Source organism: Pseudomonas sp. 1176_21 (genome assembly GCF_052850635.1).
The window spans coordinates 536169-550689 of the sequence record NZ_VXCV01000001.1 but is presented as its reverse complement, the minus strand read 5'-3'; the positions used below and the strand labels follow the sequence as shown (position 1 = coordinate 550689).

The window sequence follows — 14521 nt, the reverse complement described above, 5'->3', positions numbered from 1 at the left end:
GTGGACCCGCGAAGGGCCCTTACAGGCCGACAGTATCGCTACGCTTGAGCTCGCCGATCTTCTCCAGCCGCGCCCGCACGATGTTGCGGCTGATGTTGAGCAGGCGCCCGGTCTGCAGCTGGTTGCCGTGGCAGTAGCGGTACGCGGTGCGAAACACCGTCTCTTCGATATGCTCGTACAAATCCTCGACGTTCTGCTCGAACAGCGCCGTCAGCGCCGCCTCCAGGCTCGGCGCCTCGGGCGTCTGCAGGCGCAGCGGCTGGGCGCTCTCCTCCTGGCGGATACCCACCGAACGCATGTCCACCAGGTGCAGGTCGGCCGGCTGCACCACCTGCTGGCGGCACACCAGCAAGGCATGGTGAATGGCATTCTCCAGCTCGCGGATGTTGCCTGGCCAGCTGTGCCCCAGCAGCTTGCGCTCGCTCTCCAGGCTCAGGCTGGCGCGGCTGTAGCCCAGGCGCTGGCAATGCTCCTCGAGAAAGAATTCGGCCAACGGCAGGATGTCGCCGGGGCGCTCGCGCAGCGGCGGCAGGCGGATGGTCGCCACGTGCAGGCGGTAGAACAGGTCTTCGCGAAAGTGCCCCGCCACCACCGCATCGGCCAGGTTGACGTTGGTGGCCGCCACCAGGCGCACGTTGATCGGGATCGGCGTGCGCGACCCCAGCCGCACCACTTCGCGTTCCTGCAGCACACGCAGCAGCTTGACCTGCATGTTCAACGGCAGGTCGCCGATCTCGTCGAGAAACAGCGTGCCGCCATTGGCCGCCTCGAACCAGCCCGCCTTGCTGTTGGTGGCCCCGGTGAATGCGCCCTTCTCATGGCCGAACAACTCGCTCTCCACCAGGGTTTCGGCAAAGGCGCCGCAGTTCACCGCCACGAACGGTTCGCGACCGCGCCGGCTCAACTGGTGAATATGCCGCGCCACCAGTTCCTTGCCGGTGCCGGTCTCGCCGATGATCAGGGTGTTGGCCTCGCTCGGCGCCAGGCGCTCGATACGGGCCAGCAGTTCCTGGGAGCGAGGGTCCTTGAACACCAGCACGGTGGCACGAACGGATTTGGTCAGTTCCCGGGCATGGGGATGGGTAATCAGCGACATGGTGCATTCCTGGCATTGATAGCGCCGGCCCATAGTGCACGAAACAAATTAGAACAAATAATTATTAATTCATCTTTGTATATTCCAATTTCACCTATCAGAAACCACCTGCTGAGGCGCTGCTGCCACAGCAGCAATCCGGCCCAGGGGGTTGCTTGCAAATCAGCAGCGCGGTGCTGGGCAGCGTCTGTATGAAACTAGGAAAACCCTTCTGATTCAGCAGGTTGCGTGAATATTTCAGCATCTGGCACGGCTTTCGCTCTGCACCCGGCATCGTTGTTTCGCCTAAGGAAGCCCCTGATGAAATTCCCGCACTCCGTGGCCTTCGGCCTGAGCCTGCTCGCCCTCTCCTGCGCCGCCATGGCCGCCGACACCTACGCCCCCACGCCCGACCCGCTGCAGGGCGACGGGCGCGTTTCGGCGTTCTACCACTGGGAACAGGCGATCCCGGCCACCCCCGGCAGGTTGCTGCGCAGCGAGCCGCTGGAGCAGACCCTCAGCCTGCCCGGCGCGGCCAGCCAGTTGCGCATTCTCTACAGCTCCACCGACGGCATCGACGGCAAGACCCCGATCGCGGTCTCCGGCGCGCTGTTCATTCCCCAGGGCAAGGCCCCGGCCGGCGGCTGGCCGGTGGTCACCTGGGGGCATGGCACCGTCGGCGTGGCCGACATCTGCGCGCCGTCCTGGTCGGGCCGCTCGTACCGCGACGTGCAGTACCTGGCGCGCTGGCTGAACGAGGGCTATGCCATCGTCGCCACCGACTACCAGGGCCTGGGCGTGCCCGGCGGCCACCCGCTGCTGAACAACCGCATGGCCGCCTACGGCATCCTCGACGCGGCCCGCGCCGTGGTCAGCGGGGTGCCGGGCCTGGCCAACAAGGTGCTGGTGGTGGGCCAGTCCCAGGGCGGCGCCGGGGCCTTCGCCTCTGCTGCCTATGCCCCCACCTACGCTCCAGACCTGGGCCTGAAGGGCAGCGTCGGTACCGGGGTGATCTACACCGTGGGCGCCAGCAACGTGGGTGAGCAGGACCCGAACAAGGTCGACGCGTCACTGGCCTACGGTTTCTACACCCTGCTGGCCGCGCAGCAATACGACCCGAGCATCGACCCGCGCGACTTCTACACCGACAAGGCCCTGCCACTGTTCGAACAGGCTCGCACCACCTGCCTGGCGTCGCTCACCGCCGATGTGATCGGCACCGGGCTGACCCCGGCCAACACGCGCAAGGCCAACGACGGCGCACAACTCAAGCCGTGGCTGGCGCAGGTCTCCTACCCGACGCTCAAGCTTGCGCAGCCGATCTTCATCGGCACCGGCGCCGAGGACAAGACCCCCGCTGCCGTCACCCAGGTCAGCCTGATGAAGGACGCCTGCGCTGCCGGCTCGGTGGTCGAGGGCCACCTGTACAAGGGCCTGGGCCACAGCGAGACGGTCAATGCCTCGCTCAAGGACTCGCTGCCCTTCGCGCGCAAGGTGTTCAGCGACCAGCCCGTCACCCCTATCTGCAACCCCAGCGTGCAATAAGCCAGGAGCCTGCCCATGAGCATCGAATTCTTTACCCGCCTGCCGCTGCACGGTGAAACCCAGTTCCTGCCCGGCGACCCGCGCAACCGCGGCGACTGGCATGCCGGCGGCGCCAGCACCGGCGCGGTGTCGGGGTTTGCGGTCGGTGACCACTTCACCTACATCGACTACCTGGGGCAGATTGCCCGGGCCGCCGAAATCAACGGCTTCGGCGGTGCGCTGATGGTCAATGCGCCGTCCGGCGAAGAGCCCTGGACGGTGTGCTCGCTGCTGGCCCGCGAAACCCGCACGCTGAAGTTCGTCACCGCGTTCCAGCCCTACCACTACACCCCGTGGGTGGCGGTGCAGCAGGCCGCCACCTACCAGCGCGCCAGCGGCAACCGGCTGGTGTGGAACATCATCAACGGCGGCTCGGACGCCCTCCAGCGCCAGGTCGGCGACCTGGCCGAGCACGACGAGCGCTACGCCCGCGCCACCGAGTTCATGGATGTGGTCAAGGGCTACTGGCACTCGGAGCACTTCCACTACGACGGGCGCTTCTACAAGGCCGAAGGCGGCGGCCTGCGCGGGCCGCAGAAAAAGGCCGAGCTGCCGCTGATCTGCACGGCCGGCTCGTCGATTGCCGCCCGCGAGTTCGCTGCAAAGCATGCCGACTTCTACCTGATGCGCGCCGAGCACCCCGACGAGATCGCCGCGCTGATCGCCGACATCCGCCAGCGTGCGCTCACGTTCGGCCGCAGCGACATCCGCTTCGGCCTGTCGATTGACGTGATCGCCCGCGAGACCGAGGCACTGGCGCTGGCCGAAGCCAAGCGCTTTTTCGACGAGGGCGTGGCCAGGGGGGCCGCCAAGGCCAAGGCGGCCCACGAAGGGCTGCGTACCGCGCGCAAGCTCAGCTACGAGGAGGACTACCGGCCCGAGCACGACGAGCGTGGCTTCGACGATTTCTTCATCTACCCCAACGTGTGGTCGGGTTTCAGCCACATCGGCATCCCGCCGGGCCTGGCGCTGGTGGGCAGCTACGCCAACGTGGTGGCGCGCATTCGCGAGTACAACGCGCTGGGCATCGACCTGTTCTTCCTGGCCGGCTACCCGCACCTGGAAGAAGCCTACCGCCTGGGCGAGCACGTCCTGCCGCACTTTCGCGGTGAACGGCAGGCGCTGAGCCGGCCCGTGCAGGCCACCGCGCAGTTGCGCGCGGCAGGAGCCTGAGCCATGAACCCCAACCACTACAGCCGGCGCCAGTTCATCGGCCAGGGCCTGGCCATGGGCGGCGGCCTGCTGCTGGGCACCAGCCTGCTCAGCGGCTGCGGCCCGGATGACGCCCCCGCCCCCGCCGCCGGGGTTGCCCAGCCGCGGCACGGCGGGCGCCTGCGCCTGGGCATCCTGGACGGCGGCCAGACCGGCAACCTCGACGCCCACAAGCCCATCGGCAGCGGCATCGTGCGCGGCTTTGCGCTGTACAGCAAACTGTGGGAATGGGACGAGCAGATGCAGCCGCGCCTGGCCCTGGCCGAGTTCGCCGAGGCCAGCAGCGACGCGCGCAGCTGGACCCTGCGCCTGCGCCAGGGCCTGGAATTCCACAACGCCAAGACCATCGATGCCGACGACCTGATCTTCTCGATCCGCCGCCTCACCGACCCGCAGTTGGCTTCGCCCTACGCCGCCTTGCTGCACTGGGTGGACCGCGACAACCTGGTCAAGCTCGACAACCGCACGGTGCGCCTGAGTTTCAAGGACGGCCGCAGCTTCCTGCCACTGCCGGAAACCTGGGTGAATTTCGGCGGCATCGTGCCGGTGGACTATCACCCGGTCACCAACCCGGTCGGCGCCGGGCCCTACCGGTTCAAGAGTTTCACCCCCGGCCAGCGCTCGGTGTTCAGCCGCTTCGAGAACTACTACAAGGCCGGCAGGCCGTATGCCGATGAACTGGAGATCATCGACTTCAAGGACCAGGTCTCGCGCCTGGCCGCGCTGCGTGCCGGGCAGATCGACATGGCCAACGGCATGCCCAGCGAGCAATTGCAGGTGCTCGAGCGCGACCCGCGGCTGAACCTGGTGACGTCGATCAGCGGCAACTGGCTGTCGTTCGAAATGAACACCAGCAAGCCGCCGTTCAACGACCCGCGGGTGCGCGAGGCACTGCGCCTGCTGGCCGACCGCGACGAGCTGGTGCGCCGCGCCCTCAACGGCCAGGGCCGCGTGGCCAACGACCTGTACGCCCCGTTCGACCCTACCTTTAACCACGCCCTGCCCCCGCGTGCCCATGACCCGCAGCGCGCCGCGCAACTGCTGCGCGAGGCTGGCCAGGAACACCTGCGGGTGGAACTGGTGACCACCGCCGGGCCGGCGCTGGCCTCGGCGCTGGTGCTGGCCGAGCAGGCCAGGCGCATCGGCGTGACCCTCGATGTGCGCCAGGTCGACAGCGCCACCTTCAACGGCCCGCAGCAGGACCAGTGGCTGCTGAGCACCGGCGGTACCATCGGCGCGCCGTTCCTGGCCAGCGCCATGCACACCGACGCGCCGTTCGCGGTGGCCAACAAGACCCACTTCGACGACCCGCAGTTCACCCAGCTGTTTCTGCAGGCCATGGCCCAGCCGGACCTGGCCAGGCGCACCGAACTGGTCCACCAGGCGCAGCAGGTCCAGTACGACAAGGGCGGCCTGCTGATCTGGGGCTATGCCAACCTGCTCGATGCGTTTTCACGCAAGGTCGGCGGCGCGGCGCCGGAGCAGACGTTGTTCAGCACCTGGCGTTTTGAAAACCTGTGGTTGAACAACGCCGCCTGAGCGCTCTGAAAAGTACAAGCGCACCCCTGTAAAAGGCATTTTTCCGTTACACCGCTGCCGCCATCATGGCGGCAGCGGCGCTTGCCGCGCCTAACAACAAAAACGGAAAAATGCCATGTCAGCGCACGCCCGCCTGCCGTTGGCGGTACTCGCCCGGCGTCACCTGCGCATAGCGCAGGAAAAACCGGCTGAAGTACGCCGGGTCCTTGAAGCCCAGGCTGTAACAGATCTCGTTGGCCGAACTGCCGGTGAACAGCAGCAGGCGCTTGGCTTCCTGCATCAGGCGCTCCAGGATCAGGCGCTTGGACGGCAGGTCGGCGATACGCCGGCACACGTCATTGAGCCGCGCCTCGGTCACCCCCACCCCCAGCGCATAGCGCGACAGCGGCCAGTGCTCCAGGTAATGCGCCTCGATCAGCTCGTTGAAGCGGTGGAACACCTGCAGGTCCTCATGCCGGGTCTGGCGCGCCGGCAGCGAGCGCGCGCACAGGCGCAGCAGGCTGAGCATGATCAGCCGGGTCAGGCTGTCCAGCGCCGGGCCACGGCCCACCTGCGCGGCATTGATCTCGCGGTGCAGCTCGTCGAACAGCAGCACCAGGCGCCGCGCCTCGTCGGCAAACCGTCCCTCCAGCCCGCTCAGCGCCACGCACGCCGGCGCCACCTGCGGCCCAGGCGCCAGCGCAGGGTCGGCTTCGAGCAGTTGCCATACCAGTTGCTGGCGCACGGTCAGCACGTGGCCATCGGCGTCGGGCTCGGTGACGAACGAGTGCGGGATGGTCGGCGGGGTAAGGAAGAACATCGGCCCCGACTCCACGTACTGCTGGTCGTCCAGGTACACCCGCACCGTGCCGCTCTTGACGTAATGCACCTGAAAGTAGCGGTCGTGGCGGTGCACCGGCATGTTGCGGCCGAAAAAGCCGGCCAGGTTGCCGAGCTTGTCGTAATGCACCTCGGCATCGCTGTACCGCTGGTCGTAGACCTGCCCGATGTTGATGTTGGGAATCGGCGTGCGTTCGTTCATGACAGGGTTTCCTGCTGTGTTCTTGTTCTGCCGGCAGCTTAACGCCTGACACGCGCCGCTTGCCTTTCGTTAACATCTTAATTATAACGTTAACACATTAACGATTTGTCCCGCAGGGTGCTTGCCGCCCTGCCCTTGCCAGGAGAAGAGCATGAGCCGTGCCCTGCACGACGTTGCCACCGGCACCCTGTTCGGCGTTGCGCTGAACTACCAGGGGTTGCTGAACCAGCGTCTCGCCGAATTCGAACAGGCGCCGTACCAGAAGCCCCCGGTCAAGCCGGTGCTGTTCATCAAGACCCCCAACACGCGCAACCGCCATGGCGCCCCGGTGGTGTACCCGCAAGGTGTCGAACGCCTGCAGCCGGGCCCGGCGCTGGGCGTGGTGATCGGCAAGCGCGCCAGCCGCGTGAGCGTCGAACAGGCCCTGGAGCACGTGGCCGGCTACACCATCGTCAACGAGTTCAGCCTGCCCGAAGACAGCTACTACCGCCCGGCGGTCAAGGCCAAGTGCCGCGATGGTTTCTGCGTACTCGGCCCTGAGCTGGTGCCGACCGCGCAGGTGGCCGACCCGCATCAGCTGGCCATCGAGCTGTTCGTCAATGGCGAACTGCGCCAGCACAACAGCACCGCCAACCTGGTGCGCAACATCCCGCAGCTGATCGCCGAGATCAGCGAGTTCATGACCCTGCACGCAGGCGACGTGCTGATTACCGGCACCCCCGAAGGTCGCGTGGACGTGCTGCCAGGCGATCAGGTCGAGGTCCGGATCAGCGGCCTGGGCCGCCTGGCCAACCCGATCGTGGCCGAACAGGAGCAACGCTGATGAAACACGCCCGTATCCGTTACCAGGGCCAGGACCACGCCGTGACCGTGGAAGATGGCAACAACGTGCGCCTGGCCGATGGCCGCCTGCTCGCCGAGCACGAGGTGCAGTGGTTGCCGCCGGCCACCGGCAGCATGTTCGCGCTGGGCCTGAACTACGCCGACCACGCCGCCGAACTGGCCTTTGCCGCACCCACCGAGCCGCTGGCCTTCGTCAAGTCGCCCGGTACCTACACCGGCCACAACCAGGTCACCTGGCGCCCGGACAACGTCAAGTACATGCACTACGAGTGCGAGCTGGTGGCGGTGATCGGCAAGCCGGCGCGCAACGTCAGGCGCGAGGACGCGCTGCAGTACCTGGCCGGCTACACGGTGTGCAACGACTACGCGATCCGCGACTACCTGGAGAACTACTACCGCCCCAACCTGCGGGTGAAGAACCGCGACGCCACCACCCCGGTGGGCCCGTGGATGGTCGATGTGGCCGATGTGCCGGATGCGTCCAACCTCACCCTGCGCACCTGGATCAACGGTGAGCTCAAGCAGCAGGGCAGCACCCGCGACATGATCTTCGACATCCCCTACCTGATCGAATACCTGTCCAGCTTCATGACCCTGCAACCGGGCGACATGATCGCCACCGGCACCCCTGAAGGCCTGGCCGACGTGGTGCCGGGTGATGAAGTGGTGGTGGAAGTGGAAGGTGTCGGCCGCCTGGTCAACCGCATTGTCAGCGAAGCCGAGTTCTTCGCCCTGAACCCGCAAGAGGCATGAACCCGATGATCAAGCACTGGATCAATGGCCGTGAGGTCGAAAGCAAGGACGTCTTCGTCAACTACAACCCGGCCACCGGCGAGGCCATCGGCGAAGTCGCCAGCGGCGGTGCCGAAGAAGTCGCCCATGCAGTTGCAGCAGCCCGGGAGGCGTTCCCCAAATGGGCCGGCACCCCGGCCAGGGAGCGTGCGCGGCTGATGCGCAGGCTGGGCGAGCTGATCGAGCAGAACGTGCCCCGGCTGGCCGAGCTGGAAACCCTGGATACCGGCCTGCCGATTCACCAGACCAAGAACGTGCTGATCCCGCGGGCCTCGCACAACTTCGACTTCTTCGCCGAAGTGTGCACGCGCATGGACGGCCACACCTACCCGGTCGACGACCAGATGCTCAACTACACCCTGTACCAGCCGGTCGGCGTGTGTGCGCTGGTGTCGCCGTGGAACGTGCCGTTCATGACCGCCACCTGGAAGACCGCGCCCTGCCTGGCCCTGGGCAACACGGCGGTGCTGAAGATGAGCGAACTGTCGCCGCTGACCGCCAACGAACTGGGCCGCCTGGCGGTCGAGGCCGGCATCCCCAACGGCGTGCTCAACGTGATCCAGGGCTACGGCGCCACCGCAGGCGATGCCCTGGTGCGTCACCCGGACGTACGCGCCATCTCGTTCACCGGCGGCACCGCCACCGGCAAGAAGATCATGCAGACTGCGGGCCTGAAGAAGTACTCGATGGAACTGGGCGGCAAGTCGCCGGTGCTGATCTTCGAGGACGCCGACCTCGAGCGCGCGCTGGACGCGGCGCTGTTCACCATCTTCTCGCTCAACGGCGAGCGCTGCACCGCCGGCAGCCGCATCTTCATTCAAGAGAGCGTGTACCCGCAGTTCGTGGCCGAGTTCGCGGCCCGGGCCAGGCGCCTGATCGTGGGCGACCCGCAAGACCCCAAGACCCAGGTCGGCTCGATGATCACCCAGGCCCACTACGACAAGGTGACCGGCTATATCCGCATCGGCATCGAGGAAGGCGCCACCCTGCTGGCCGGTGGCCTGGAGCGCCCGGCCAACCTGCCGGCGCACCTGGCGCGCGGGCAGTTCATCCAGCCCACGGTGTTTGCCGACGTGAGCAACAGCATGCGCATCGCCCAGGAGGAGATCTTCGGCCCGGTGGTGTGCCTGATCCCGTTCAAGGACGAGGCCGAGGCACTGAAGCTGGCCAACGACACCGAGTACGGGCTGGCCTCGTACATCTGGACCCAGGACATCGGCAAGGCGCATCGCCTGGCCCATGGCATCGAGGCCGGCATGGTGTTCATCAACAGCCAGAACGTGCGTGACCTGCGCCAGCCGTTCGGCGGGGTGAAGGGTTCCGGTACCGGCCGCGAAGGTGGCCAGTACAGCTTCGAGGTGTTTGCCGAGATCAAGAACGTGTGCGTGTCGATGGGCAGCCACGCCATTCCGCGCTGGGGCCTCTGAGGGCTTCGCCGGCAAGGCCGGCTCCTACAGACGGCACAACCCCTGTAGGAGCCGGCCTTGCCGGCGAAAGCACCCGCCCTGACCCACCACAAGAACAACAGATCCAGGAGTACCCCACCATGGGCGAAGTCGTCCTCGCAGCCAAAGTCTGCCACGTCCCCTCGATGTACCTGTCCGAACTGCCCGGCAAGCACCACGGTTGCCGCGAGGCCGCCATCGCCGGCCACAAGGAGATCGGCCGCCGCGCACGCGAACTGGGCGCCGACACCGCCGTGGTGTTCGATGTGCACTGGCTGGTCAACAGCGGCTACCACATCAACTGCGGCGAGCACTTCAAGGGCACCTACACCAGCAACGAACTGCCGCACTTCATCAAGAACATGGACTTCGAGTACCCCGGCCTGCCGGCACTGGGCGAGTTGATCGCACAGGAGGCCAATGCCGCCGACGTGCGCACCCTGGCCCACAACATCCCGAGCCTGGAGCTGGAATACGGCACCCTGGTACCGATGCGCTACATGCACATGGACGTGCCCGCCGCCGACAGACTCAAGGTGGTGTCCATCGCCGCCTGGTGCGCCTGGCACCGCCTGGAAGACAGCTTCACGTTCGGCGCCGCCGTGCGCCGGGCCATCGAGAAGAGCGACCGCAAGGTGCTGGTGCTGGCCTCCGGCTCGCTCTCGCACCGCTTCTCGGACGACCGCAACGCCGAGGCCAACATCCACAACTGGACCCGCGAATTCGACAAGCAGATGGACCTGCGCGTGGTGGAACTGTGGAAGCAGGGCCGCTTCAGGGAGTTCTGCGCGATGCTGCCCGACTACGCCAGCCACTGCTACGGCGAAGGTGGCATGCACGACACCGCGATGCTGCTGGGCCTGCTTGGCGGCGCCGACTACGACAGGCCGGTGGAGGTGCTGACCGAGCCGTTCGGCAGCTCCGGCACCGGCCAGATCAACGCCATCTTCCCCGTCTGACCGCGCCAAGGAGCCCAGGATGCCCCACTTCATCGCCGAGTACACCGACAACCTCCAAGCCCAGGCCGACCTGCCCGGCCTGTTCGAAAAGGTTCACCACTGCCTGGGCGCCACGGGCGTGTTCCCGCTGGGCGGCATCCGCAGCCGGGCGGTGCGCCTGGACACCTGGCGCATGGCCGACGGGCAGCACGACTACGCCTTCGTGCACATGACCCTCAAGGTCGGCCACGGGCGCGACCTGGCCACCCGCGAACAGGTGGCCAAGGCCCTGTTCGCGGTGATCACCGAGCACTTTGCCGACCTGCAGAGCCAGCGCCTGCTGGCCCTGTCGTTCGAAATGATCGAGCTGCACCCGCAACTGAACTTCAAGCAGAACAACGTGCACGCGTTTCTGAACCAGCAGCAGCCGGGCTGAACCCGGCCCTGCGCTCCCCCATCGGCCCTCTGACCAAAAAGAACAAGATCATGAGCACAGCCAATACCGCCGCATCGGCCAGCCTTGCCCAGCACGACTCCACCCACGGCACCGTCACCTGGCGGCTGATGCCGCTGCTGCTGGTCTGCTACCTGTTTGCCCACCTGGACCGCATCAACATCGGCTTCGCCAAGATGCAGATGAGCAGCGACCTGCACTTCAGCGACACGGTGTACGGCTTCGGTGCCGGCCTGTTCTTCATCGCCTACGCGCTGTTCGGCGTACCCAGCAACATGGCCCTGGACCGGGTCGGCCCGCGGCGCTGGATCGCCACCCTGATGATCGTGTGGGGCGCGCTGTCCACCGGCATGCTGTGGGTCGAGTCGGCCTCGGGCTTCTACGTGCTGCGCTTTCTGCTGGGCGTGGCCGAGGCCGGGTTCTTCCCCGGCATCCTGGTGTACCTCAACCGCTGGTACCCGGCCCGGCGCCGTGGCCAGATCACCGCGCTGTTCGCGATTGCCGTGCCGATGGCCGGGGTGATCGGCGGGCCGCTGTCGGGCGGCATCCTGGAACTGTTTCACGACGCCGCCGGCCTGCGCGGCTGGCAGTGGATGTTCCTGATCGAAGGGGCCCCGGTGATGCTGCTGGGCCTGGTGGTGCTCAAACGCCTGCCCGACAGCTTCGAGCACGTCAGCTGGCTGGACGCCGGCCAGAAGCAGCACCTGCGCGAGCAGTTGGCCAGCGAAGAGCAACGCAAGTCGATCACCTCGTTCGGCGGCATCCTGCGCAACCGTCAGGTATGGCTGCTGGTGGCGGTGTACTTCGCGGTGATGCTGGCGGTCAACACCCTGGCCTTCTGGATGCCGACCCTGATCCACGGCGCCGGTATCGGCAGCGACGGCCGCGTGGGCCTGCTCAGCGCCATCCCCTACCTGGCCGGCTGCCTGTTCATGATCGCCTGCGGGCGCTCGTCCGACCGCCAGCGCGAGCGGCGCTGGCACCTGTGCGTGCCGCTGCTGATGTCGGCACTCGGCATCGCCGTGGCCGGGGTGGCCCCGGGCAACCCGCTGATGGTGCTGGGCGGCCTGATCGTCGCCGGCATGGGCGCCAGCGCCGCCCTGCCGATGTTCTGGCAGCTGCCGCCTGCGTTTCTGTCCAACACCACGCAGGCGGCCGGTATCGCGCTGATCAGCTCGTTCGGCAGCATCGCCTCGTTCCTTGCGCCCTACCTGATCGGCTGGATGCGCGACACCACCCACAGCGCCAGCCTTGCGCTATACGTGCTGGCCCTGTTCATCGCCCTGGGTGGCCTGCTGGTGCTGCGCACCCGGGCTGCCATCGTCAACCCCCAGTAAGAGATGCCGAACATGCTCGACCCTAGCCAGATCCTTCAAGCCGCCGCCCAGCTCGACCGCGCCGAGCGCAGCCGCGAGCAGGTGCGCCAGTTTTCCCTCGACCACCCGGCCATCGGCATCGAGGACGCCTACGCCATCCAGCGCGCCTGGGTGGCGCAGAAGATCAAGGACGGGCGCAAGCTGGTCGGGCACAAGATCGGCCTGACCTCGCGCGCCATGCAGGTGTCGTCCAACATCACCGAGCCGGACTTCGGCGCGCTGCTCGACGACATGTTTTTCGACGAAGGCAGCGACATCCCCTTCGAACGCTTCATCGTGCCGCGGGTGGAGGTGGAGCTGGCGTTCATCCTCGGCAAACCCCTCAAGGGGCCCAATGTGACCCTGTTCGATGTACTGGATGCCACCGAATGGGTGATCCCGGCGCTGGAGATCATCGATGCGCGCATCCAACAGGTGGACCCGCACAGTGGCGCCACGCGCAAGGTGTTCGACACCATCTCCGACAACGCCGCCAATGCCGGGGTGGTGATGGGTGGGCGCGCGGTGCGCCCGGGCGACATCGACCTGCGCAAGGTGCCGGCGGTGCTGTACCGCAACGGCGTGATCGAGGAATCCGGGGTGTCGGCGGCGGTGCTCAACCACCCGGCCAAGGGCGTGGCGTGGCTGGCCAACAAGCTGGCGCCGTATGACGTGGCGCTGGAGGCCGGCCAGGTGATCCTGGGCGGTTCGTTCACCCGGCCGGTGGCCGCCAACCCCGGCGATACCTTCCATGTCGACTACGACATGCTCGGTTCCATCGCCTGCCGTTTTGTCTGACCTTCGGAGACTGCCATGCACCTGCCTGTGAACCGTTTCAAACAACGCCTGGCCAGTGGCAAGCCGCAGATCGGCCTGTGGCTGGGGCTGGCCAGCGCATATTGCGCGGAGCTGGCGGCCAATGCCGGCTTCGACTGGCTGCTGATCGATGGCGAGCATGCGCCCAACGACCTGCGCGGCATGCTCGCGCAGCTGCAGGCGGTGGCGCCCTACCCTGGCGAGGCGATCATCCGCCCGGTGATCGGCGACACCGCGCTGATCAAGCAGGTGCTGGACATCGGCGTGCAGACGCTGCTGGTGCCGATGGTGGAAAGCGCGGCCCAGGCCGGCGAGCTGGTGCGCGCCATGCGCTACCCGCCGCTGGGCGTGCGCGGGGTGGGCAGTGCACTGGCGCGGGCGTCGCGCTGGAACAGCATCCCCGGCTACCTGGACCAGGCCGATGCGCAGATGTGCCTGCTGGTGCAGATCGAGAGCGCCGAGGGGCTGGCGCAGCTGGACCGGATTGCGGCCGTGGAGGGGGTGGACGGGGTGTTCATCGGCCCGGCCGACCTGAGTGCGTCGATGGGGCACCGGGGCAATCCGGGGCACCCTGACGTGCAGGCGGCAATCGAAGACGCGATCGTGCGGATTCAGCGTGCGGGCAAGGCGGCCGGGATTCTCAGCGCCGATGAAGCGCTGGCGCGCCGCTACATCGAACTGGGCGCGGCGTTTGTGGCGGTGGGGGTGGATACCACGGTGCTGATGCGCGGGTTGCAGGGGTTGGTGGGCAAGTTCAAGGGTGAGGCGGCACCTGTCGACCAGGCTGGCGGGGTGTATTGATCTGACGGGCCTCTTCGCCGGCAAGGCCGGCTCCTACACAGGCTGCGGTGTCTGCAGGAGCCGGCCTTGCCGGCGAATGAGTTAGCGCCGTACTTGCTTCAGTTCTTCCAGCAACCCCAGCAACTGCTGCAGCTTCTGTTCACCGAACTGGTCCTGCAGCTGCTGGTAGTTGGCCTCCATGCTCTGGCTCATGGAGTCGAAACACGCCACGCCCTTGTCCGCCAGCTTGACCAGCACCCGCCGCTGGTCCTGCTCGGCCTTGCGCCGGCACACCAGCCCCGCCGCCTCCATGCGCACCAGCACACCGGTCATGCTCGGCTTGAGGATGCACGCCTGTTCGGCCAGCCGGTAGATCTCCAGCTCGCCCTGCTGGCTGAGGATACGAATGACCCGCCACTGCTGCTCGGTCAGGCCATGCTGGTTGAGCGAGGGGCGGAAGAAGCTCATTGCCGCCTCGCGGGCTTGCAACAAGGTCAGGGTCAGCGAAACACGAGGTTTGGACATGGAAGGCTACGGTCATCAGGTTATTTGTTAACACTTTAACAAAGAAGCCGGCGGCCACCTACCCGCCTGCGCAGCGCTGGCACCCGCGGTCAAGGCATGCGGCACGCAGGGTCAAGACACGCCACCCCGCCAAGCCCCCTAA

At 66.8% G+C, this 14521-nt stretch carries 14 protein-coding genes; 11 read left to right on the top strand and 3 right to left on the bottom strand.

Annotated features, from left to right (window positions below; translation table 11 throughout):
* Positions 1-19: 19 nt before the first annotated feature.
* Positions 20-1096 carry a sigma-54 interaction domain-containing protein gene (locus FW760_RS02730; RefSeq protein ID WP_043860049.1) on the bottom strand — a complete coding sequence of 359 codons (1077 nt, stop codon included), beginning with the start codon at positions 1094-1096 and terminating at the stop codon, positions 20-22.
* 300 nt (positions 1097-1396) lie between these two features.
* Between FW760_RS02730 and FW760_RS02725 the strand changes: the two genes are divergently transcribed.
* Genes FW760_RS02725 through FW760_RS02715 form a run of 3 tightly spaced genes read left to right on the top strand, consistent with a single transcriptional unit; the run spans position 1397 to position 5410 of the window.
* On the top strand, positions 1397-2620 hold the full coding sequence (locus FW760_RS02725; RefSeq protein ID WP_054914432.1) for a lipase family protein: 1224 nt from the start codon (positions 1397-1399) through the stop codon (positions 2618-2620).
* 15 nt (positions 2621-2635) lie between these two features.
* On the top strand, positions 2636-3832 hold the full coding sequence (locus FW760_RS02720; protein ID WP_058540253.1) for an LLM class flavin-dependent oxidoreductase: 1197 nt from the start codon (positions 2636-2638) through the stop codon (positions 3830-3832).
* Positions 3833-3835: 3 nt separating this feature from the next.
* Entirely contained in the window at positions 3836-5410 is a 1575-nt protein-coding gene (locus tag FW760_RS02715) for an ABC transporter substrate-binding protein (RefSeq protein WP_446443563.1), read from the top strand.
* A 118-nt stretch (positions 5411-5528) separates the two neighbouring features.
* Here FW760_RS02715 and hpaA read toward each other — a convergent pair whose 3' ends face one another.
* Positions 5529-6431 (bottom strand): 4-hydroxyphenylacetate catabolism regulatory protein HpaA, encoded by a 903-nt coding sequence (gene hpaA / locus FW760_RS02710; protein ID WP_043860076.1) that lies wholly within the window; start codon positions 6429-6431, stop codon positions 5529-5531.
* 151 nt (positions 6432-6582) lie between these two features.
* On the opposite strand from hpaA, the gene FW760_RS02705 reads away from it, so the two are divergent.
* The 8 genes from FW760_RS02705 (at position 6583) to hpaI (ending at position 13875) form a co-directional block, all read left to right on the top strand.
* Entirely contained in the window at positions 6583-7254 is a 672-nt protein-coding gene (locus FW760_RS02705; RefSeq protein WP_043860075.1) for a fumarylacetoacetate hydrolase family protein, read from the top strand.
* Complete coding sequence (locus tag FW760_RS02700; RefSeq protein WP_054914429.1) at positions 7254-8027, top strand: fumarylacetoacetate hydrolase family protein; 774 nt, start codon at positions 7254-7256, stop codon at positions 8025-8027. The genes FW760_RS02705 and FW760_RS02700 overlap by 1 nt, the downstream gene beginning before the upstream one ends.
* 5 nt (positions 8028-8032) lie before the next feature.
* Positions 8033-9493 carry a 5-carboxymethyl-2-hydroxymuconate semialdehyde dehydrogenase gene (gene hpaE / locus FW760_RS02695; protein ID WP_446443673.1) on the top strand — a complete coding sequence of 487 codons (1461 nt, stop codon included), beginning with the start codon at positions 8033-8035 and terminating at the stop codon, positions 9491-9493.
* Positions 9494-9612: 119 nt separating this feature from the next.
* Complete coding sequence (hpaD, locus tag FW760_RS02690; protein ID WP_043860073.1) at positions 9613-10470, top strand: 3,4-dihydroxyphenylacetate 2,3-dioxygenase; 858 nt, start codon at positions 9613-9615, stop codon at positions 10468-10470.
* A 19-nt stretch (positions 10471-10489) separates the two neighbouring features.
* The gene (locus tag FW760_RS02685; protein WP_043860072.1) at positions 10490-10885 is read left to right on the top strand and encodes a 5-carboxymethyl-2-hydroxymuconate Delta-isomerase; all 396 of its coding nucleotides are present in this window, start codon (positions 10490-10492) and stop codon (positions 10883-10885) included.
* 50 nt (positions 10886-10935) lie between these two features.
* Complete coding sequence (locus FW760_RS02680) at positions 10936-12240, top strand: MFS transporter (RefSeq protein ID WP_446443562.1); 1305 nt, start codon at positions 10936-10938, stop codon at positions 12238-12240.
* Positions 12241-12252: 12 nt separating this feature from the next.
* On the top strand, positions 12253-13056 hold the full coding sequence (gene hpaH / locus FW760_RS02675; RefSeq protein ID WP_043860070.1) for a 2-oxo-hept-4-ene-1,7-dioate hydratase: 804 nt from the start codon (positions 12253-12255) through the stop codon (positions 13054-13056).
* A 15-nt stretch (positions 13057-13071) separates the two neighbouring features.
* A complete protein-coding gene (hpaI, locus tag FW760_RS02670; RefSeq protein ID WP_446443561.1) occupies positions 13072-13875 on the top strand; it encodes a 4-hydroxy-2-oxoheptanedioate aldolase in 804 nt (267 codons plus the stop codon).
* An 81-nt stretch (positions 13876-13956) separates the two neighbouring features.
* Here hpaI and hpaR read toward each other — a convergent pair whose 3' ends face one another.
* Positions 13957-14379, bottom strand: coding sequence for a homoprotocatechuate degradation operon regulator HpaR (gene hpaR / locus FW760_RS02665; protein WP_043860068.1), 423 nt, complete (start codon positions 14377-14379; stop codon positions 13957-13959).
* Positions 14380-14521: the final 142 nt, after the last annotated feature.